The organism is Modicisalibacter sp. 'Wilcox' (genome assembly GCF_010993675.1).
GTDB lineage: Bacteria > Pseudomonadota > Gammaproteobacteria > Pseudomonadales > Halomonadaceae > Modicisalibacter > Modicisalibacter tunisiensis.
The window spans coordinates 26,479-47,341 of record NZ_WNXF01000020.1; the positions used below are offsets into that span (position 1 = coordinate 26,479).

A 20,863-nucleotide genomic window follows, 5' to 3' on the forward strand; every position below is an offset into this window, starting at 1 on the left:
TGTCGCCGGGGCGACGGCGGGTCAGCCCATCAGCAGCGGGGTGACCAGCATGCCGCCGCCGATCAGCATGGCGAACAGGCACAGCGCCAGCAGGAATGGCTTGATGCCCAGCGCCTTGAGCCTTTCCAGGCGTGTCTCGAAGCCCAGGGCCGCCATCGCCATGGCCAGGGCGATCTGGCCGATCACCACCAGCCCCTCGTGAAGCGGTGCGGGCAGGGCGATGAAGCTGTTGAAGATCACCACCGCCAGGAAGCCGAAGGCGAACCACGGAATCACCAGTCCGCCGCGGACCACCTCGGTCGTGTCGTCGGCGGCCCGGCTGCGGATCCACCACTGGCCGACCACCAGCAGGAAGGGGACCAGCAGCATGACCCGCACCAGCTTGACGATGACGGCATTGGCCAGTGCCTGCGGGCCGACCGCGTCGCCGGCGGCGACCACTTGCGCCACTTCATGCACGGTGGCGCCGATGTAGATGCCGAACAGCCCCTCATCCATGCCGGTGAGCGGGTAGAGCAGCGGATAGACCAGCATCGCCAGCGAGCCGAACAGCACCACGGTGGCCACCGCCATCGAGGTGGCCGCCGGCTTCGAGCGAATCGTGGTCTCGGTCGCCAGCACGGCGGCGGCGCCGCAGATGGCGCTGCCGGCACTGGTCAGCAGGGCGGTCTCGCGATCGAGCCCCAGCAGGCGCGTGCCCACCCAGTAGCCGACCAGGAGCACCGTGGTGATGACCAGGGTGTCGAGCAGGATGACCTTGGGGCCCAGGCCCAGTACCTGCTGCAGGGTCAGCGACAGGCCGAACAGCACGATGCCGCTGCGCAGCAGCCAGCGGGTGGCGAACTGCAGCCCCGGACGGGCCTGGGGCAGGCGACCGATGAAGGGCAGGTTGCCGATCACCAGGCCGAGCAGCAGCGAGAAGACCAGCGGGCTGATCCCGCTGTCGGCGATGCCGGGCGCATGAGCCAGCAGGAACCCGCCGAAGGTCAGGCCGGCGCAGAGTAATAGACCTTGCCACATGGTAACGCTCTCCCGTGTCTGACGATGTCGTCGTTGTATTGCTCAATAGGCTAATCGGGAATAGCGTTATGTGTTATTGGATAATAACGAAATGACTATTAAGTAGAACCGTATGCTACCCCATGTCACCTTTCGACAATTGCAGGTTTTCGTCGCCGTGGTGCGATTCGGCACCGTCAGCGCCGCGGCGCGCCATCTCAGTCTGTCACCCTCGGCGACCAGTCAGGCCCTGGCCGACCTGGAGCGCCAGCTTGGCGTGGTGCTCTTCGAGCGGCTTGGACGACGCCTCGAGCTCAACGACGCAGCGCGGCGCCTGCTCCCCCACGCCGAAAAGGTGCTCAACGGGCTCGATGACCTGGTGGTCGCCGCCCGCGAGCCCGAGGGAGCGCTGCAGGGCACTCTCCACGTCGCGGCCAGCGCGACGATCGGGACCTATTTGCTGCCGACCCTCGCGGGACGCTTCATCGAGCAGCATCCCGATGTGGATCTCCAGCTGCGCCTGCGCAACACCGAGGACGTGATGCGCGACATCCTGCGTTTCGATGCCGACCTGGGGCTGATCGAAGGGCAGTGCACCGAGTCTCGGCTGGTCAGCGAGGTATGGCGTCAGGATGAGATGGTGGTGGTTGCCGGCCCCCAGCACCCGTTTGCGCAGCGCGACAGCCTGGATGCCGAGGCGCTGCAGGCGGCGCAGTGGATCCTGCGGGAATCCGGGTCGGGGACGCGCTCGATCTTCGAGGCGGCGATTCATGCCCACGTCGAGCGCATCCGTGTGCGCATGGAGCTCGATCAGCACGAGGCGATCAAGCAGGCCGTGCGCGCCGGCTTCGGCCTGGGCTGCCTGTCCCGGCTGAGCGTGGCCGGCGAGCTCGAACGCGGCGAGCTGGTGGCCCTGCCGTCGCCCCTGCACCTGACCCGGGCCTTCTCGCTGGTCTGGCACCCCGAACGCTATCGCAGTCCCCTCTGGCAGGCCTTCAAGGTCTTCCTGCTCGAGTCCCGCTGATCACCGGCGCCGGCGTCCGTTCCGGCCCTCTCGCTTCGTTCCCTCCGTTGTTTCGTGTTCCACACTGCGGCGCCTTTCAGGGCCGTGGCAGGCGTGTGTGCGTCCGTCGGCCGCATTGATAATCTTGTCGAGATTGCTTGACTGTCCTATATACTATGTCATATACATGAGTTGAGGCGACGCCGAGGCGTCGCTCGGGCAACAACAAGGAGAGGAGCATGAGCATCGATTTCGTGGTCCACGATGCCGACGACGCGGTCGGCGTGGTGGTGGTGGAAGGGGTCCAGGCGGGTCAGACGCTGACCGGCTGGGTAATGGATCAGGACAAGACCCTGCAGTTCGAGGTCAAGGACGCGATCCCGATCGGCCACAAGCTGGCGATCCGCGATCTCGCCGAGGGCGAGACGGTGATCAAGTACAGCGTCGACATCGGGCGGGTGGTGAAGCCGATTCGCCAGGGCGAGCACGTTCACGTTCACAACGTCAAGACCAAGAGGTGGTAAGCATGGAACTCAAGGGACGTACCTTCCTGGGCTATCGTCGGGACAACGGCCGGGTCGGCATCCGCAACCACGTGATCGTGCTGCCGGTGGACGACATCTCGAATGCCGCGGCGGAAGCGGTGGCCAACAACATCAAGGGCACGCTGGCGCTGCCGCACCCCTATGGCCGGCTGCAGTTCGGCGCCGACCTGGATCTGCACTTCCGCACCCTGATCGGCACCGGCTCCAACCCCAATGTTGCCGCGGTGATCGTGATCGGCATCGAGCCCGGCTGGACCGGCAAGGTGGTCGACGGCATCCGTGCCACCGGCAAGCCGGTGGAAGGCTTCTGGATCGAGCAGAACGGCGACCACAACACCATCGCCGCGGCCTCGCGCAAGGCCCGCGAATTCGTGCAGTACGCCACCGAGCTGCAGCGCGAACCGTGCGACATCGGTGAGCTGTGGGTTTCCACCAAGTGCGGCGAATCCGACACCACCTCCGGGTGCGGTGCCAACCCCACCGTCGGCGATGCCTTCGACAAGCTCTACGCCGAGGGCTGTACCCTGGTGTTCGGCGAGACCTCCGAGCTCACCGGCGGCGAGCATCTGGTGGCCGCGCGCTGCGCCAACGACAAGGTGCGCGAGGAATTCCAGGCGATGTTCGACCGCTACAGCGCGATGATCGATCGCCACAAGACCAGCGACCTGTCCGAGTCGCAGCCCACCAAGGGCAACATCGAGGGCGGGTTGACCACCATCGAGGAAAAGGCGCTGGGCAACATCCAGAAGATCGGCAAGGAATGCCGGGTCGACGGCGTGCTCGACAAGGCCGAGACACCCACCGGGCCGGGGCTGTGGTTCATGGATTCCTCGTCGGCGGCGGCAGAGATGGTGACGCTGTGCGCGGCATCCGGCTACGTGGCGCACTTCTTCCCGACCGGCCAGGGCAACGTGATCGGCAACCCGATCCTGCCGGTGATCAAGATCTGCGCCAATCCGCGCACGGTGCGCACGATGGGCGAGCACATCGACGTCGATGTCTCGGGCCTGCTGCGCCGCGAGATCAACATGCCGGAGGCAGGGGATCAGCTGCTGGAAATGCTGCTGCGCACGGCCAACGGCCGGAATACCAGCGCCGAGGCACTGGGGCACCGGGAGTTCGTGTTCACGCGCCTCTACGAGAGTGCGTAAGGCGATGGGTTGCCAGAGGCACGGGCGGCGGATGGGGCAGCGACGAGCTGCCTCACGCCGGCTCCATCTCGTGCAGCGGCGGGGCCGTGGTGCCCCGCAGCACCACTCGCGCCTCGAGCACCTGACGATGAGGCGTCTGGTCACCGCGAATGCGCGCGACCAGGGTGTCGGCCACCAGCCGGCCCACCTCGGCGGAAGGCGCGGCCACGGTGGTCAGTGCCGGGTGCATGAAGCGCGACTGCGGCAGGTCGTCGAATCCGGTGATCGACAGGTCGTCGGGAATCGCGATACCTGCCTGTGCCGCGGCGAACATGGCCCCGAACGCCAGCACGTCGTTGCCGCAGAGTATCGCCGTGGGGCGGGGCATGAGCCGCATCAGTTCGGCGAATGCCGCCGCCCCTTCCTCGATCCCGTACTCGACGGTGACGACATGGTCGTCGGCCAGGTCGAGCCCGGCGGTCTCGAGTGCCTGACGAAAGCCCGCCAGGCGAGCGCGGGCGCGGTCGTTGCCGTCGACGGGCGCCGAGATGACGCCGAATCGGCGGTGCCCGAGGTCGATCAGGTGCTCGGCCAGATGCCGGGCCGGGGCGGCGTTGTCGAAACCGATGCTCGGCCAGTCCGGGTCTTCCTCGCTGTGCCAGCAGGTCAGGTAGGGCACCTCGTGACGCCGGAACAGTTCCAGCGTGGCGGGGAGGTGATCATGGCCGATCAGCACCGCACCATCGATACCCTGCTGGATCAGGGTGCGCAGCGATTCGACTTCCTCATCGAGACTGTAGCGATAGGTGGCGATCAGCAGCCGGCAGTCGTACTGCTTGAGGCGCTGCTCGAGGCTATCGATCATCGCGCTGAAGACCGGGTTGTCGAGCGTCGGCACCAGCGCGCCGATGGCGCCGATACGCCGCGAGGCCAGCGCCCTGGCGGTGCCGTCGGGGACATAGCCGAGGCTGTCGATCGCCGCTTCCACCCGGTTGCGCAGCCGCTCGCTGACATGCGGTGCCCGGTTGAGCACCCGCGACACCGATGCCGTGGAGACGCCGGCTTCCCGGGCGACGTCCTGGAGCAACGTGCGTTTGGCATCCCTGTTCATGATGAGCCTCTTGAGCGTTTGCTTGAGCGTACCACCCGCGTCCGGCAGGCCCCAGTCATGTTGACGAACGTCTAACTGGACAGCATGTGGACCCTTGACTAGCTTTGAGAGTAGCTTAATTGTAAGCGCTTACAATAATGGCTTGTAAGCGACCGCACAACAACAACAGGAGAGGCATGATGCAGACGACGAAAACCACGTCCCATCGCCGCCATGGTCGCATCCTGCTGGCCATCGCGGGCCTGCTGATGGCGGTCTTTCTCGCGCGAGTGGCCCTGGAAAGCGCCGGAATCCCGCTTTTCTCGCTGTCACCGGCGGAGGAGGCGGTGCTGCTCGTTGCGGCCGTCGCCTGCTTCATCACGGCCTGCATCCGACTCGAGTAGCGGGCCAGGTGGGCGGTCGAAATCCCACCATGCAGCACCACGATAACAACACAGGAGCTTCAGCATGCTACGCCAATCCAGACTCTTCACACGCACGTCCGGCGACAACGCCGAGCCACAGCGCCCCGAGCGCCGTCACTTTCTGAACATGGTCGGCCGCTACGGCTTCACGACCGCGCTGATCGGGGCGCTCGGCGGCAGCCTGTTCTCGGAATCGGCCATGGCCGCCATCTCCCAGGAGGAGGCCGAGCGTGAAAAGGCCGCGGACACGGTGCTGGTCATGGCCACCGGCTATCGGCTCGGGGCCTCGCGCGCCTATCCGATCATGCAGCTCAACTTCAAGGAGAACCTGCAGAACTTCAGCCGCGGCAAGCTCTACGTGCGTCTGCAGCCGGGTGGCCAGCTGGGCGCCGGCGGCGCCCTGATCACCAAGGTGCAGAACGGCACCATCGCCATGGCTCAACACTCGATGTCGAACCTCTCGGCGTTCGCACCGGAGGTCGACCTGATCAACATTCCCTACTGGTGCGGCGAGAACCAGCACCTGATCAACCTGGTCACCTCCGACACCTGGAAAGACGTGGTGCACGGCAAGGTCGAGGATCGCGGCTTCAAGGTACTGTCCTACGTCTGCATCGACCCGCGGACGGTGGCCGTGCGCAAGGGGCTGCTCGACCATCCGGTGCGCACTCCCGACGACATTCGCGGCATCAAGTTCCGCGTGCCGTCCTCGCAGATCCTGCAGAAGGTCTACAAGCTGGCCGGCGCCAACCCGACGCCCGTGGCCTGGGACGAGACCTCCTCGGCGATGAAGCAGGGCGTGGCGGATGCGCTGGATCCCAGCGTTCAGGCGCTCTTCGTCTACGGCTTCACCGATGTTCTGGCTTCGATCTCGACCATCCAGTCGGTGCCCGATGCTCAGGTCTACACCTGCAACAAGCAGTGGTTCGACGCTCGGCCCAAGGACGTTCAGGACGCCATCATGCGTGCTTCCGACGTGACCTTCCGCGAGAACCTGGCCAAGGTGCCGGCGGCGCGGGCCTACGCCTACTACGAGATGCGTCACGCCGGCATCGACATCTATTCGCCGACCGAGGACGAGGTCGCCCAGTGGAAGGCCAAGTGCGGTCATCAGCTGGAGACCTGGAATGACCTCAAGGTCCAGCTGGCCGGATCGATGGACAACTTCAACGCGTTGCTGGAGGCGACGGGGGTGTCAAATGGCTATCACGTCGACAGCAATGTCTGAGAAAAAGCCGCAACGCCGCTCATGGGGCGACCGGTTCGCGGTCCTCGATCGTCGGGTCGAGCGCTGGATCCTGCTGACGTTCTACGCCCTGATCATCACCACCGTGTCGGTCGAGGTGCTGCGTCGCTTCCTGCTCGACTATTCGTCCGTCTGGGGCGAGGAGCTGTCGCGCTATGCCTTTATCTACCTGGCATGGATCGCCGCGGCCGCCGCGGTCAGGGACCGTGCGCACATTCGCATCGACGTGCTGGTCAACCTCGGCGGACCTCGGGTCCGCCGGCTGGCCTGGTGGCTGTCGGACATCGCCACGCTGGTGCTGGCCGTGTGGGCGCTGTGGCTGTCGCTGTCGCCGGTGTTGACCTCGCTGCAGTTCGGCTCGGTGACCCCGGGGCTGCGGGTCTCGCAGGCGATCTTCCTGGCCGCGATCCCGCTGGGCTTTCTGGTCGTGGCGGGGCGGGTCGTGCAGTCGATGGTGATGGACATCCAGCGCATGCGCCGGGGCCAGCCACCGTTCGACGGCAACAAGCTTTTCGATTGAGGAGGTGACGCATGGAATTTCTCGCTGCACAGCAGGCCGTGTCGTCGCTGGACTGGACCTTCTATCTGCCGCTTGGATTGCTGGTGGCGATGATCGCGCTCGGTGTGCCGGTCTGGGTCTCGATCGGCCTGGGCGCCCTGGGCATGCTGACGCTGACCGATACGCTGCCGCTGTCGGTGTTCGGCGAGGCGCTCTTCGACGGCATCAATGCCTTCGCGCTCATCGCGGTCCCGCTGTTCATCCTGACCGGTGACGCCCTGGTGCGATCGGGGTTGTCCGACAAGCTGCTCGACGTGGCCGAGGCCACGGTCGGCGGGTTGCGGACCGGGCTGGGCAACTCGACCACCCTCGGCTGCGGCTTCTTCGCCTGCATCTCGGGCTCGGATGCCGCGGGGGCGGCGGCGGTGGGGCGCATGACCATCCATCGCCTGGTCGATCGCGGCTATCCGCTGCCGGCGGCCTGTGCGCTGGTGGCGTCGGGGGCCTGTACCGGCATCCTGATCCCGCCCTCCATCGCCTACATCGTGATGGGGCTGGTGCTGGGCATGTCCGCCTCCACGCTGTTCCTGGCGGCGGCGATCCCCGGGGTACTGGTGATGATGTCGGTGATGCTCACCAACATGCTGATCAACCGGCGCTATGGCTACGAGGCCGAAAAGTCGCCCTTTTCCTGGCGGCGCTGGCTGAGCACGGTCTGGGATGCCCGCTGGGCGCTGTTCGTGCCGGTGGTGATCCTCGGCGGCATCTACTCGGGCATCTTCACGCCCACCGAGGCCGCAGCGGTGGCCGTGGTGGTGGTGGTGATCATCGGTCTGCTGCAGAAGCGACTGGTGCTGGGCGACATCCCGCGGATGCTCGAGTCCTCGGCGCGGGTCTGCGGGGTGATCGTGCCGATCATCGCCGTCTCGCTGCCCCTGGCGCAGACGCTCTCCAGCCTCAACATTCCGCAGACCCTGGTCGGCGGGGTGAGCGCAATGACCGACTCGCCGACCCTGATCATCCTGATGATGATCGGCATCCTGGTGCTGGCCGGCTGCGTGATGGAGACCACGCCCAACATCGTCATCCTCTCGCCGTTGCTGCTGCCGCTGGCGCAGCAGGCGGGCATGAACGAGTTCCACTTCGCCATCCTGATGGTGACGACGCTGGGGCTGGGCTTCATCACGCCACCGCTGGGACTCAACCTGTTCGTGGTGTCCGGACTGACACGCTGTTCGGTGCTGGCGGTGGCGCGGCACGCCGTGCCGTTCGTCATCGGCATGCTGATCGTGGTGCTGCTGGTGGCCTTCGTGCCCTGGCTGTCGACGTGGGCGCTGTGATGAGGAGGCGGACGACCGATCGCGCAAGAGATCGGTCATCGTCAAAATTGTAAGCGCTTACAAAAATGGCCCGAAAACAACGCTCAGGCGCAAGTGGGCCGCATTGATCGAAAGGCCGCCGAAGGGCGGCGGCAACAACCCAAGGAGAGTGACGTCATGGCTATCGACTACTACAAGAAAGCCGAGAAGAATGCCTCGACCGGCTACGGTCAGACCCAGGAAACCGTCTCGCGCATGCTCGCCGAGATCGAGGCCGAGGGCGAGGCCAAGGCCAAGGAATACTGCCGGACGCTGGACGGCTGGGAAGGCGATGTCGTGGTCAGCCGCGAGCAGATCGAGGCGGCCAAGGCCCGGGTGCCAGAGCAGCTCAAGGCCGACATCCACTTCGCCTACGAGCGGGTCAGCCGCTTCGCCGCGGCCCAGCGCGACAGCATCCAGCCGTTCGAGACCGAGCTGTCGCCGGGGCTGTTCGCCGGCCAGAAGCTGATCCCCATGGAGACCGCCGGCTGCTATGTGCCGGGCGGGCGCTATGCACACATCGCCTCGGCGATCATGAGCGTGGCGACGGCCAGGACCGCCGGCGTCAAGAATGTCGTCGCCTGTTCGGTGCCGCGTGACGAAAACGGCATCCATCCGGCGATTCTCTATGCCATGGATCTTGCCGGCGCCGACACCATCCTGCAGATGGGCGGGGTGCAGGGCATCGCCTCGATGGCCTTCGGCCTGTTCACCGGCAAGCCCGCCGACATCCTGGTCGGGCCGGGCAACCGCTTCGTGGCCGAGGCCAAGCGCCAGCTGTTCGGCCGCTGCGGCATCGACATGTTCGCCGGCCCGACCGAGATCGGCATCATCGCCGACGAGGCCGCGGATCCCGATATCGTCGCCGCCGACTTGGTCGGTCAGGCCGAGCATGGCCCGGATTCCCCGGCCTGGCTGTTCACCACCTCGCGCAAGCTTGCCGACGCCGTCACCGAGCGTATTCCGGCGCTGGTCAAGGCGCTGCCGGAAACCCAGTCGAAGGCGGCCGATGCGGCCTGGCGCGACTATGGCGAGATCGTGATCTGCGATACCCGTGAGGAAGTCGTCGAGGTCAGCGACCGTTACGCCTCCGAGCACCTCGAGCTGCAGGTCGATGACCTCGACTGGTGGACACAGCGGCTGACCAGCTACGGCTCGCTGTTCGTCGGCGAGGAAGCCACCGTGGCCTTCGGCGACAAGTGCTCGGGTACCAACCACATCCTGCCCACCAAGGGGGCGGCCCGCTACACCGGCGGCCTGTGTGCCCAGAAGTTCCTCAAGATCGTCACCTACCAGCGCCAGTCCCGCGAGGCGACCCGCGACGTGGCGGCGACGACCGCGCGGCTGTCGCGCTGCGAGGGCATGGAAGGGCATGCGCGGACCGGCGACGTGCGTCTGGCCAAGTACTATCCCGGCGAGCACTTCGATCTGGTGATCGACGAGGAGGTGTGACATGCGCCCGGCCTTCGATCTCACGGGGCAGGTGGCGCTGGTCACCGGCGGCAGCAGTGGACTGGGTCGGGGCATGGCCCAGGCGCTGGCCGCGGCCGGGGCGGCGGTGGTGGTCGCGGCGCGGCGGCGAGCCGCGCTCGACGACACGGTGGCGGCCATCGAGCAGGAGGGCGGTCGTGCGGCCGCCCTGGTCGCCGATCTCGCCGATGCGGCCGCACTCGAGAGCGTGGCACAGCGCGCCGCCGAGCCGTTCGGCTCGGTCACGGTGCTGGTCAACGCGGCGGGGGTCAACCTGCGCCAGCCCATCGACGAGGTGGACCTGGCCAGCTGGAACCTGACCCTGCAGCTGCATCTGGGCACGCCGTTCTTTCTCGCCCGGGCCCTGGTGCCCGGCATGCGCGAGCGTGGCTACGGGCGCATCATCAACCTGGCGTCGCTGCAGTCACAGCGCGCCTTCCCGGACAGTGCGCCCTACGGCGCCGGCAAGGGCGGCATCGTCCAGCTGACCCGGGCGATGGCCGAGGCCTGGTCGCGGGACGGCATCAACGCCAACGCCATCGCTCCCGGCTTCTTTCCCACCGAGCTGACCGCCTCGCTGTTCGACGACCCGGAACGCGCCCGCGAGCTGGCGGCGCGCACCGCGATCGGCCGCAACGGTACCCTGGAGGATATCGCCGGGCCCACGGTCTTCTTCGCCTCGCCGGCCTCGGCCTACGTCACCGGGCAGACGCTGTTCGTCGACGGCGGCTTTACCGCGCGCTAGCGACTCACTGGAGGAACACATGATGCAAGCGCTTTTCTATACGGGCCCCGATCGGCTCGAGATCCGCGAGACCGAGGTGCCGCCGCTGGCTGCCGGCGAGTCGCGGGTGCGCATCCTGGCGACCGGGATCTGCGGCTCCGACCTGCATGCCTACCACGGCCACGACCCGCGTCGGGTGCCGCCGATGATCCTCGGTCACGAAGCGGCCGGCGAGGTCATCGAGGGGGCGCTGGCCGGCAAGCGGGTGACCATGAACCCGCTGGTGGTCTGCGGCCACTGCGACTACTGCCTCGAGGGCCGCCAGAACCTGTGCAGCAACCGCACCATGCTGGGCATGAACCGGCCCGGCACCTTTGCCGAGAGCGTGGTGGTGCCGGATCACTGCCTGATCGAGCTGCCCGAGGACCTGGAGCCGGTGGCCGCGGCGCTCACCGAGCCGGCGGCGACGGCGCTGCACGCCATCAACCGCCTGGAGCGCAGCCTCACCCGGCCGCTGGCCGAGGCCAATGCGCTGGTGATCGGTGCCGGGGCGGTGGGGCTGCTGGTCGGCCTGATGCTGCGCCAGCGTGGCGTGCGTCGGCTGACCCTGGCCGACACCAACCCGCTGCGCCGCGAGACCGCCGAGAAGGCGGGGCTGACGGTGATCGACCCGCGCGACACCGCCGTCGACGCCGACAGCGTGGAGGCGGTGTTCGACTGCGTGGGGGCGTCGGCGACGCGCGCGATGGCGATACAGGCGGTGCGCCCGGGCGGGGCCGTGATGCACCTGGGCCTGCAGGACAACGACGGGCCGCTGGATGTGCGCAGCCTCACCCTCAAGGAAGTCACCTTTCTCGGCGCCTACACCTACACGCAGAACGACCTGCGGGCGACGGTCGACCTGCTGGCGTCCAGGGCCCTCGGCAACCTGGAGTGGGTCGAGATCCGCCAGCTCGCCGACGGCGCCGATGCCTTCGCCGACCTGGCCGCGGGGCGTACCGCTGCCGCGAAGATCGTGCTTACCCCCTGAACTCGCCCCGCGCCTTCCTTTCACTCACGACACGCGGCCGCCGGCAACGCCCGGCGGCCGTATCATTGGATTCATTCTCGATGCTACAGCCGGCTGGCATAGCAGTACTCATTTGTCGCCAGCCGCGAGATGCGTAGCTCCAGCGGCTGGTCCTGATAGTCCTGGGCGACACGGCGGATCTCGATCAGCGGCTCGCCGGGTTCCACGCCCAGGTGGGCCACGTCCTGAACGTCGGCACGCACCGCCACGAGCTGCTCGTCGGCGTGGGCGACGGTGGCGCCGAACTGCTGTTGATAGAGCTGATAGAGGGTATTGGGCAGCACCTCGGGCTGATGCTCGAGCGTGGCGAAGGTGCCGGCATCCAGCACGATGGTCTCGAGCAGGGTCGGCTTGCCTTCCAGCTCGCGAATGCGCCGGATATGGATCACCTCGGCGTCCGCGGGGAGCTGCAGCGCCGTGGCTTCCTCGTCCGTCGCCCGGCGGCGCGAGCGGCCCAGCACCCGGGAGACCGGCAGGCTGCGCTCACCGTCCCGACGTACCACGTTGAAGAAGCGGAACAGGGCCCGGTCGGCATCGTGGGTGGCCACGGCGGTGCCCTTGCCCTGGCGACGGACCACGACGTTGTCGGCCACCAGTTCGTCGAGCGCCTTGCGCAGGGTACCGACGCTGACGTTGTAGCTGGCGGCCAGCGAGGCCTCGCTGGGGATGAAGGTCCCCGGCGGCCATTCGCCGGCGGTGATCCGCTCGAGCAGCAGGTCCTTGATCTGCCGGTAGAGGGGCTGAAACGTGGGGCTTTTCGGAGCACTCATGTTGGAGGGGGCCTGGGTCGTCCTTGGCGATGAGGATGTGTCGTGGGCCGAAGTATACCGGGGAAAGGGCATGCCGACATCTCCTTGACTGTTTTATATACTATGTCATATATATGAGTTGCAGGCGAGGTAAACCGCTTCTCCCTCACGGCACCACGACGGCCTCGCCTGACGAGAACAGCGTGGCCTTGAGCAAAAAGGCCGAGGGCGTCTAGACCAAAGAACGGTATCGACAGACAGCGCGGCGAGGCCGGAATGGGCAATACTGGGGCCGGCCCGCCGCCAACCGAGAACGACAAGAGCAACACCGCGCATCGCGACATGGCGATGGGCGATGTGTCGCCGGGCCCGCGGGCTCGCTCCATACCGAAGCACAACAACAGCAACAAACCGAATCGGAGACCGAAACATGCGCCAGACACGCTTCAAGACCTGGAAACTGGGTGCCCTCATGGGCGGGCTGCTCAGCGCCGCCGCCATCGCCGGCCCTGCCATGGCCGCCGATGCGGGCTCCTTTCCCGATCACAACATCCAGTACATCATCCCCTTCGGCCCGGGCGGCGAGTCGGACATCAGCGCCCGCCTGCAGCAGAAGTACTTCCAGGACATCACCGGCCAGCAGCTGATCATCCAGTACATGGCCGGTGGCGGGGGCGCGGTCGGCTGGTCGCAGCTCAACGAGATGGATGGCGACGGCTATACCATCATGGGCACCAACCTGCCGCACATCATCCTCAAGCCGATGGGCAAGGATCCGGGCTTCAAGACCGAGGACCTGAAGAACTTCTTCTACTTCCACTATTCGCCGGACGCGCTGATCGTCAAGAAGGACAGTCCCTACAAGACCCTGGATGACCTGATCGCCGCCGCCAAGAAGGCGCCGGGCAGCGTCACCGTCTCGGGCAGCGGGACCCAGTCGGCCAACGACATCGCCAATCGGCGCTTCGAGTCCATGGCCGACGTCAAGACCACCTACATCCCCTTCAAGGGCACCGGGGCGGCGGTCACGGCGCTGCTTGGCGGCCAGGTGCAGGCCGAATGGGGCTACACCACCACCGCGGCCAACCACAAGGACAAGGTGCGCATGCTGGCGGTGGCCGCCGACGAGCGTCATCCGCTGTTTCCGGACGTGCCGACCTTCAAGGAGCTCGGCTATGACATGACCGGCGGCGCCTACCGCGGCATGGCGGTGCCCAAGAGCACGCCGGACGACGTGACGAAGAAGCTCTCCGAGATCTTCGGCAAGATCAACCAGAATCCCGAGTTCCGCCAGAAGATGGAAGACCTGGGCTTCGTGCTGATCGACGTGCCGTACGACCAGATGGATGACTTCATGGCCAAGCGTCGCGCCGAGTACGAGAAGGTCGCGCGCGAGATGGGCATCATCAAGTGAGCTGATCGGCATCCCTCGGGCCCCGCTTGGCGGGGCCCGTTCGGTATGGAGGTAGTGCATGGATACCCTGAGTTTCATGGCCGCCGCCCTGTCCCCGGTCAACCTGATGCTGGCCATCGTGGGGGTCGCCGCCGGCATCCTCATCGGGGCCCTGCCCGGGCTGTCGGCGACCATGGCAGTGGCGGTACTGGTGCCGGTGACCTTCGGCATGCCGCCCGAGGCGGCACTGATCATGCTGGGGGCGATCTACACCGGGGCCATCTACGGCGGCTCCTACGCGGCGATCCTGGTCAACACGCCGGGGACCCCGTCGGCGATCGCCACCACCTTCGACGGCTTTCCCATGGCCAAGCGCGGCGACGGCGATCTGGCGGTCACGTTGTCCACCCTGTCGTCGATGATCGGCGGGCTGGTGGGGGCGGTGGCGCTGCTGACCCTGGCGCCGCTGCTGGCCCAGATCGCCCTGAAGTTCGGGCCGGTGGAATACTTCTGGCTGGCCATCTTCGGCCTGACCCTGATCTCGGCGCTATCCGAGGGCTCGACCCTCAAGGGCTTCATCGGCGCCGGGCTGGGACTGCTGCTGTCCACGGTGGGGGTGTCGGTGATCGGTGCCGACATCCGCTATGCTTTCGGTTCGCAGTTCCTGCTGGGCGGCGTGGAGACCATCTCGGCGCTGATCGGTCTGTACTGCATCCCGGTACTGATCGACCTGGTGGCCACACCCAGCGCTCACCTGGAGCCGCCCGAGGAGGGGCGCGGCATCCGCTTCGGCGAGGGGCTCTCGCTGATGTGGCGGGGCAAGTTCAATGCCCTGCGCAGCGCGATCATCGGCACCGCCGTGGCGATCCTGCCGGGGGCCGGCGGCTCGATTGCCAGCCTGGTGTCCTATTCCGAGGCCCGGCGCACCTCGCCGCGCAGTGACCAGTTCGGCAAGGGCGAGCCGGACGGCGTGATCGCCACCGAGACCGCCAACAATGCCACCGTCGGCGGCGGTTTCATCCCTACCTTCGTGCTGGGCATTCCGGGCACACCGCCCGACGCGGTGATCCTGGGTGCGCTGCTGGTCCAGGGATTCCGCACCGGGCCGGAGATGTTCACCACCAATGTCGGCGTCACCTACACCTTCATCGGCGGGCTGTTCATCGCCACGTTGCTGATGCTGCCCATCGGGCTGCTGATCGGCCGTTATGCCTTCAAGTCGATCGTCAGCATCCCCAAGGCACTGCTGGTGCCGAGCATCGCCTTCATGACCATCATCGGCACCTACGCCATCCGCAACAATCCCTTCGACGTGGTGGTGATGGTGGTGCTGGGCGTGGTCGGCTGGGTGCTGTCGCGCTACGGCGTGAAGCCGTCGCCGATCGTGCTGGGGCTGATCCTGGGACCGATCGCCGAGCAGGGCTTCGTCCAGGGCTACCTGATGGGCAATGCCTCCGGCTCGGTGATGGGCGCCTTCTTCGGTCGGCCGCTGTCGTTGGCGATCATCGCGCTGGTGCTGCTCTCGGTGCTCTTCCCGCTGTGGCGCGCCTGGCGCACCCGTTCACCCAAGGAGACCGCCAATGGCCACTGACCACGAAACGTCGACGCTCGACGCCCGTCCGTCGGATCGCGTGCTGGCCGTGGTGATGATCGTCATCGCTACCGGGGCGATCGTCTTCAGCCGGGACATGTCGATCATGGCCAGCGTCTTCCCGCGCACCATCGCCACGCTGCTGCTGGTCTTCAGCGCGGCGTTGCTGATCAAGAGCTTCGTGGTCCATCCGCGGCGTGCGCGGCCCGAGCCGGGCAGCGTCGGCCGGCGCCTGGGGCTGATCGCGGTGATGCTGGTCTGGAGCTTCGCGCTCAAGTGGCTGGGCTTTCTGGCGGCGAGCCTGATCAGCGCCGCGGCGCTGGCCGTGCTGGCGCATTACCACGCCTGGACGCCGCGACGCGTCGGGGGCTACGCCATCGCCCTGGCGGCCATTATCGGCGCTTTCTACACCCTGTTCGCCGTGGTGCTGAACGTGCCGCTGCCGGTGGGCCTGCTGTGGCGTCAATTGTGATTAACGAGGAAAACGGCATGACGGATGTGTTGATCAGTGAGTTCATGGACGAGGCGGCCGTCGCGGCCCTGGCGAAGGATTGCGAGGTCACCTTCGACCCGACGCTGGTGGAGGAACGCGAGCGTCTGCTGGGGCTGGGGCAGGGTGTGAAGGCGCTGATCGTGCGCAATCGCACTCGTGTCGATCGTGAACTGCTCGATCGGTTCCCCGACCTGACAGCCGTGGGGCGGCTGGGGGTCGGGCTGGACAACATCGATCTCGATAGCTGTCGCGAGCGGGGCATCGAGGTACTGCCGGCGACCGGCGGCAATACCGTGTCGGTCGCCGAGTACGTGCTGACCGGTATCTTCATGCTGCGTCGCGGGGCCTATCTGTCGACACCGCGGGTTCTCGACGGTGAATGGCCGCGTCAGGCGCTGATGGGACATGAAACCCAGGGTGCCGTGCTGGGGCTGGTGGGCTTCGGTGGCATTGCCCGGGATCTGGCGCGGCGTGCCCAGTATCTGGGGCTGCAGGTGATGGCCTTCGACCCCTTCGTGGCCGAGGACGATGCCGCCTGGGCGACGGTCGGGCGCGTCGAGCAACTCGAGACGCTGCTGGAGAAGGCGGATGCCGTCAGCCTGCATGTACCGCTGACCGAAGGCACGCGACACCTGATCGACGCCGCGGCGCTGGCGAGGATGAAAGCCGGCAGCGTACTGATCAACACGGCCCGTGGCGGCATCGTCGATGAGGCGGCCCTGGCGGCCAGCCTGAGCGAAGGCCACCTGGGCGGGGCGATGCTCGACGTCTTCGAGAACGAGCCGCTTGCTGCAGGCTCGGTGCTGGCCGGGGTCGAGGGGCTGATCGCCACGCCGCACATCGCCGGGGTCACCCACGAGTCCAACACCCGCATCAGCTGGATCACCATCGACAACGTGCGCCGCGCGCTGGGAGTCCCCGCATGAAGACGCAACTGACGCTGGACGAGGCGCAGGCTCTGGCACACGATGCGCTGCTGGCCGTCGGTGTTCCCGAGTGGGAGGCCGGTGTCTGCGCGCGCGCCCTGCTGGACGCCGAACGCGACGGCCTGCCGTCTCACGGGCTGTCGCGCCTGCCGTTCTACCTGGCCCAGGCGCGCAGCGGCAAGGTGGTCGCCGATGCCCGCGCCCGGGTCGACGTCAAGGGCTCGGTGATTCGGGTCGATGCCCGGCACGGCCTGGCGTTCCCGGCGATCGCCCGCGGCGTCGAACGGGCGATCCCGCTGGCCCGCGAGCTGGGCATGGTCGCGGTGGCCATCGCCCAGTCCCATCACTTCGGTGTTGCCGGAGCGCCGGTCGAGCAACTGGCGCGGGAAGGGCTGGTGGCGCTGGCCTTCAGCAATGCGCCCTCGGCGATGGCCCCCTGGGGCGGCAAGCGGCCGCTGTATGGCACCAACCCGATCGCCTTCGCCACGCCGCGGGCGGAGGCCGACCCGCTGGTGATCGATCTCTCGCTGTCGAAGGTCGCCCGGGGCAAGGTGATGTTGGCGAAGAAGGCGGGGGAGTCGATTCCCGAGGGCTGGGCGCTCGATACCGAGGGCCGGCCCACCACCGACCCCGATGCCGCCATCGCCGGCAGCATGGTGCCCGCGGGGGATGCCAAGGGCGCAGCGCTGGCACTGATGGTGGAGCTGCTGACCGCCGGGCTCACCGGCAGCCACTTCGGCTTCCAGGCGTCTTCCTTCTTCGAAGCCGAAGGGGAGCCGCCCGGGGTCGGCCACCTGATCCTGGCCTTCGATCCGGCGCATTTCGGCGAAGGTTACACGGCCCATGTCGAGACCCTGCTGACGGCGATGCTCGAGCAGGATGGCGTGCGCCTGCCGGGCGCTCGTCGCTATGCCACGCGTGCGCGTCATGCCGAGCGCATCGAACTCCCCGCGGCACTCGTCGAGGAGCTCAGGGCCTATTGTGGAACGCCGGCCGATTGAGTTCGGCGGCAGGGCGGCGTCATCGGCCCTCTGCCTGAACGCCTGAAGCATCGGCTGTTCGCTCTCGCCATTCCGAACGTCTTGTGTATGCTTGCATGACAGGTTGTGTGACGTGACGGTCATTGACGCCGTCACGTCGGGAAATCCGGGATGGGGAGAGATGAACGATGCAAATGGGCGAAAATGACTTCAAGCGCCGGCTTAGCGCCGGCGACGTGCTTCACGGGATCTGGCTGGGGCTGGCGAGCCCTTATGTGGCGGACATGGCGGCCACGGCCGGCTTCGACTGGCTGCTGCTCGATGGCGAGCACGCGCCGAACGATCTGCAGAGCCTGCTGGGGCAGTTGCAGGTCATGGCCGCGCATGCGAGTCACCCGGTCGTGCGCCCGCCGACCGGTGACCCGGTCCTGCTCAAGCAGTATCTGGACATCGGGGTGCAGAACTTCCTGATCCCCATGGTCGAGGATGCCGAGCAGGCCGCGCGGCTGGTCGCCGCGACGCGCTATCCGCCCGCGGGCATTCGCGGGGTCGGCAGCGTGCTGGCGCGGGCCTCGCGCTGGGGCGAGATCGAGGACTATGTTGCCCGGGCCGATGACGAGGTCTGCCTGATCCTGCAGGTCGAGAGCCCGGCGGCACTGGACAATATCGAGGCCATCGCCGCCGTGGAGGGCGTGGATGGCCTGTTCATCGGCCCGGCGGATCTCTCCGCCGCCATGGGCTACCCGGGGCAGCCGGACCACCCGGCCGTCACGCGGGCCATCGACGACGCCATCCGGCGCATTCGCGACGCCGGCAAGGCCGCCGGCATCATCACGCTGGATGACGCCCAGGCCCGGGCCTGGCGGGACGCCGGCTGCACCTTCGTCGGCGTGGGCGTCGATGCCCTGCTGCTGGCCGGGGCGATGCGCGAACTGGCCCGGCGTTACCGCTGAGGAGGCGCTTGCCGGTCGTCCATGACGTGCGGGCTCGCGGCTGACCGGCGGCCATGGACGAGCGAGGTTTCGCTACGGCTCCATGATCGTCCTGGCGTCTTCCCAGTAGCTGCCCATGTCGCGCTCCTGCGTCAGGCCGTAGAGGGAGTAGCGCCGGGCGAGACGCGCGCCACCGTCCCGGGTCAGTGGCTGCCAGGCAATGGTCGAGTAACCGCGGCTGGATTCGACGAAGAACGCATCGAGCGGGATGCTGATGTAGACACCCTTGTCGAAATCTCCTTCGCCATAGGCGTTGCCGGCATCGGTCAGGGTCACCCAGGCGCCCACGTTCACGCCGTTGGCGAACCGGCGCGACAGGTCGAGCGTGGTCCCGAGATCTCCGGCGAGATAGCGACCCACGCTGAGCTTGGCGAGCACGTCCCCGACGCCGGTCTGCAGGTAGGCGGTGGCGTGGCCGGTCCAGGTGCTGTAATCGCGCAGGTCGAAGCGCTGGTCGAAATCACGCTGCCGGACCCAGTTGAGGTCGGCGCCCAGGGCCAGCGGGCTGTTGAACGGGCGATAGAGCACCTCGCCGCCGGCACCGGCATACATCATCTCCAGCAGGCCGCCATAGCCCATCGCGTACCAGTTGCGGGCGAAATGCGTGGTGCGGGTGTACTGGAGAGTGTGGATGCCGACACGGCTGCCGGCCAGGTAGTCACCGATGTGCGTGCGCACGCGGGGCAGCTCGGAGTCGGCGATGTAGGTGTAATTGTCGAGGTTGTCGGCCAGGTTGACGCCGATTTCGCCGGATAACCAGCCGTTGGTGTCGGTGCGGTATTCGGCATCCAGGCGCGCATAGAGCTGATACAGATAGCCGTCCGGCCCACCGAGGTTCTGGTTGAGCCCCGGCGACAGGGCCCAGGAAAAGTCGCGCAACGAGGATTCGTGGAGCACTTCGCCGCGAGGCGGCGTGGCGTCGGGCCGGGTCAGGGCGGTGGCGTAAAGGCTGTGGCGATAGATCGCATCGTGGGCCGCCGACCGGCTGGCGGCGAGAAAGGCACGACGTGGCTGGATATCCTCCCGCAGCCCCAGGCCGCGGGACTGCCAGCGGTAGCGGAAGGTATCGACGTCCGCCGATAGTTTCCAATCGTGCAGCCCTGACAGGCATCCTATTCGTCCTGCGCTCGGGTATCCCTTGGGAGATGTTGCCTCAAGAGATGGGATGCGGTTCCGGCGTGACCTGTTGGCGGCGCCTGCGTGACTGGCAGGAAGCGGGCGTCTGGGAACGCTTGCATCAGACGCTGCTGGAACACTTGCAGCATGCGGATCAACTGGATTGGGAGCGAGCCTGTATGGACAGTGCCTCCTTACCGGCAAAAAAGGGGGCTCATCGATCGGCCCCAACCCGACAGACCGAGGAAGACCGGGCACCAAGCGGCACCTCCTGACCGATCGTCAGGGAGTCCCGTTGGCTGTCCTGCTTTCGGGAGCCAACATGAACGATAGTGTGCCATTAACGGCTCTGTTCGATAGCGTTCCACCGATTTCGTCGGGGCGACCGGGACGGCCTCGCCGTCGTCCCGACAAACTCCATGCGGACAAGGCGTGCGATCATCGCCGTTGCCGCCGAGCCTGTCGGCGACGTGGCATTCAGCCCCGTATTGCTCGTCGAGGTGTCGAGGATAGTCAGCGACTCGGCTGCCATCGCTGGGTTGTCGAACGAACCTTTGCCTGGCTGGGCCGGATGAGGCGACTCACCACGCGCTATGAGCGACGAGTCGATATCCATTATGCCTTTACGCTGCTGGGCTGTTCCTTGGTCTATCTGAACAAGCTTCAAGGCAGGTTTTGAAAGGCGCTCTTAATAGGTTGGGTAACTGAAACATTGTTACCGAAATGATCTGTATATATAAAATCTAATATTTTCTCGCCTTTTCCGTAAAACGCCCAGCTCGCTGGGCGTTTTACATGGCTGCCCGGTTTTGATCACGAGCGCATAAATGTAGGGGCCCGGATGATCAAATGAGTTATAGGAGTTATTCTCTGCTGGCAGCCAGAGAGCTTCTACAGCAATTCATTCGGGAGCAGGTTCATGGACATCAAGCTGCATAAGCAGGCCACCACGACACCGAAGGTCCGTGCTGAAATCCAGGCGGCACCGTCCAGCATCACGGATAGCGAGCTGGCTCGCCAGTATGGCGTCTCCCCCGCGACGATCCGGCGCTGGCGGTACCGTGA

General features: G+C 66.6%; 21 protein-coding genes and 1 pseudogene. 18 read left to right on the plus strand and 4 right to left on the minus strand.

Going from position 1 to position 20,863, the window contains the following annotated elements:
* Positions 1-21 precede the first annotated feature (21 nt).
* Positions 22-1,020, minus strand: a complete 999-nt coding sequence (locus G7A98_RS15340) for a YeiH family protein (protein ID WP_163650555.1) — start codon at positions 1,018-1,020, stop codon at positions 22-24.
* 112 nt (positions 1,021-1,132) lie between these two features.
* On the opposite strand from G7A98_RS15340, the gene G7A98_RS15345 reads away from it, so the two are divergent.
* The 3 genes from G7A98_RS15345 to suyB all read left to right on the plus strand — a co-directional run bounded on the left by G7A98_RS15345 (position 1,133) and on the right by suyB (position 3,698).
* Complete coding sequence (locus tag G7A98_RS15345; RefSeq protein WP_163650556.1) at positions 1,133-2,023, plus strand: LysR substrate-binding domain-containing protein; 891 nt, start codon at positions 1,133-1,135, stop codon at positions 2,021-2,023.
* Between the two features lie 218 nt (positions 2,024-2,241).
* Positions 2,242-2,526, plus strand: coding sequence for a UxaA family hydrolase (locus G7A98_RS15350; RefSeq protein WP_163650557.1), 285 nt, complete (start codon positions 2,242-2,244; stop codon positions 2,524-2,526).
* A 2-nt stretch (positions 2,527-2,528) separates the two neighbouring features.
* Positions 2,529-3,698 carry a (2R)-sulfolactate sulfo-lyase subunit beta gene (suyB, locus tag G7A98_RS15355; RefSeq protein ID WP_163650558.1) on the plus strand — a complete coding sequence of 390 codons (1,170 nt, stop codon included), beginning with the start codon at positions 2,529-2,531 and terminating at the stop codon, positions 3,696-3,698.
* Between the two features lie 52 nt (positions 3,699-3,750).
* On the opposite strand, the gene G7A98_RS15360 is transcribed toward suyB, so the two are convergent.
* The gene (locus tag G7A98_RS15360) at positions 3,751-4,788 is read right to left on the minus strand and encodes a LacI family DNA-binding transcriptional regulator (protein WP_163650559.1); all 1,038 of its coding nucleotides are present in this window, start codon (positions 4,786-4,788) and stop codon (positions 3,751-3,753) included.
* 176 nt (positions 4,789-4,964) lie between these two features.
* Between G7A98_RS15360 and G7A98_RS15365 the strand changes: the two genes are divergently transcribed.
* From G7A98_RS15365 to G7A98_RS15395, 7 genes are all read left to right on the plus strand, one after another.
* On the plus strand, positions 4,965-5,171 hold the full coding sequence (locus G7A98_RS15365) for a hypothetical protein (protein WP_163650560.1): 207 nt from the start codon (positions 4,965-4,967) through the stop codon (positions 5,169-5,171).
* Positions 5,172-5,235: 64 nt separating this feature from the next.
* Entirely contained in the window at positions 5,236-6,420 is a 1,185-nt protein-coding gene (locus G7A98_RS15370; RefSeq protein ID WP_163650561.1) for a TRAP transporter substrate-binding protein, read from the plus strand.
* Positions 6,413-6,958, plus strand: coding sequence for a TRAP transporter small permease (locus tag G7A98_RS15375; protein ID WP_163650562.1), 546 nt, complete (start codon positions 6,413-6,415; stop codon positions 6,956-6,958). The genes G7A98_RS15370 and G7A98_RS15375 overlap by 8 nt, the downstream gene beginning before the upstream one ends.
* Before the next feature lie 11 nt (positions 6,959-6,969).
* Positions 6,970-8,277, plus strand: coding sequence for a TRAP transporter large permease (locus G7A98_RS15380; protein WP_163650563.1), 1,308 nt, complete (start codon positions 6,970-6,972; stop codon positions 8,275-8,277).
* A gap of 156 nt (positions 8,278-8,433) precedes the next feature.
* Positions 8,434-9,747 carry a histidinol dehydrogenase gene (gene hisD / locus G7A98_RS15385; protein ID WP_163650564.1) on the plus strand — a complete coding sequence of 438 codons (1,314 nt, stop codon included), beginning with the start codon at positions 8,434-8,436 and terminating at the stop codon, positions 9,745-9,747.
* Position 9,748: 1 nt separating this feature from the next.
* Positions 9,749-10,510, plus strand: coding sequence for an SDR family oxidoreductase (locus G7A98_RS15390; protein ID WP_163650565.1), 762 nt, complete (start codon positions 9,749-9,751; stop codon positions 10,508-10,510).
* Positions 10,511-10,529: 19 nt separating this feature from the next.
* Complete coding sequence (locus G7A98_RS15395) at positions 10,530-11,519, plus strand: alcohol dehydrogenase catalytic domain-containing protein (RefSeq protein WP_205596290.1); 990 nt, start codon at positions 10,530-10,532, stop codon at positions 11,517-11,519.
* 83 nt (positions 11,520-11,602) lie between these two features.
* Here the strand turns inward: G7A98_RS15395 and G7A98_RS15400 are convergent, their stop codons facing one another.
* Positions 11,603-12,328 carry a GntR family transcriptional regulator gene (locus G7A98_RS15400; protein WP_224421141.1) on the minus strand — a complete coding sequence of 242 codons (726 nt, stop codon included), beginning with the start codon at positions 12,326-12,328 and terminating at the stop codon, positions 11,603-11,605.
* Between the two features lie 409 nt (positions 12,329-12,737).
* Between G7A98_RS15400 and G7A98_RS15405 the strand changes: the two genes are divergently transcribed.
* The 6 genes from G7A98_RS15405 (at position 12,738) to G7A98_RS15430 (ending at position 18,643) form a co-directional block, all read left to right on the plus strand.
* Positions 12,738-13,721 (plus strand): tripartite tricarboxylate transporter substrate binding protein, encoded by a 984-nt coding sequence (locus G7A98_RS15405; protein ID WP_163650567.1) that lies wholly within the window; start codon positions 12,738-12,740, stop codon positions 13,719-13,721.
* A gap of 58 nt (positions 13,722-13,779) precedes the next feature.
* On the plus strand, positions 13,780-15,291 hold the full coding sequence (locus G7A98_RS15410) for a tripartite tricarboxylate transporter permease (RefSeq protein ID WP_163650568.1): 1,512 nt from the start codon (positions 13,780-13,782) through the stop codon (positions 15,289-15,291).
* On the plus strand, positions 15,281-15,763 hold the full coding sequence (locus G7A98_RS15415) for a tripartite tricarboxylate transporter TctB family protein (RefSeq protein WP_163650569.1): 483 nt from the start codon (positions 15,281-15,283) through the stop codon (positions 15,761-15,763). Before G7A98_RS15410 ends, G7A98_RS15415 begins: the two co-directional genes overlap by 11 nt.
* 17 nt (positions 15,764-15,780) lie before the next feature.
* The gene (locus tag G7A98_RS15420) at positions 15,781-16,710 is read left to right on the plus strand and encodes a hydroxyacid dehydrogenase (RefSeq protein WP_163650570.1); all 930 of its coding nucleotides are present in this window, start codon (positions 15,781-15,783) and stop codon (positions 16,708-16,710) included.
* Positions 16,707-17,711 (plus strand): Ldh family oxidoreductase, encoded by a 1,005-nt coding sequence (locus G7A98_RS15425; protein WP_163650571.1) that lies wholly within the window; start codon positions 16,707-16,709, stop codon positions 17,709-17,711. The genes G7A98_RS15420 and G7A98_RS15425 overlap by 4 nt, the downstream gene beginning before the upstream one ends.
* A gap of 167 nt (positions 17,712-17,878) precedes the next feature.
* Positions 17,879-18,643 carry an HpcH/HpaI aldolase/citrate lyase family protein gene (locus tag G7A98_RS15430; RefSeq protein WP_163650572.1) on the plus strand — a complete coding sequence of 255 codons (765 nt, stop codon included), beginning with the start codon at positions 17,879-17,881 and terminating at the stop codon, positions 18,641-18,643.
* Between the two features lie 72 nt (positions 18,644-18,715).
* Here G7A98_RS15430 and G7A98_RS15435 read toward each other — a convergent pair whose 3' ends face one another.
* Complete coding sequence (locus tag G7A98_RS15435; protein WP_163650578.1) at positions 18,716-19,849, minus strand: YjbH domain-containing protein; 1,134 nt, start codon at positions 19,847-19,849, stop codon at positions 18,716-18,718.
* Here G7A98_RS15435 and G7A98_RS15440 point away from each other — a divergent pair.
* Positions 19,768-20,477, plus strand: a pseudogene (locus G7A98_RS15440) (IS5 family transposase); the annotation flags it as partial. The gene G7A98_RS15435 and the pseudogene G7A98_RS15440 overlap by 82 nt on opposite strands.
* A gap of 240 nt (positions 20,478-20,717) precedes the next feature.
* Positions 20,718-20,863: helix-turn-helix domain-containing protein (locus G7A98_RS16760; RefSeq protein WP_240464764.1), on the plus strand; the 146-nt coding region annotated here is incomplete at its 3' end.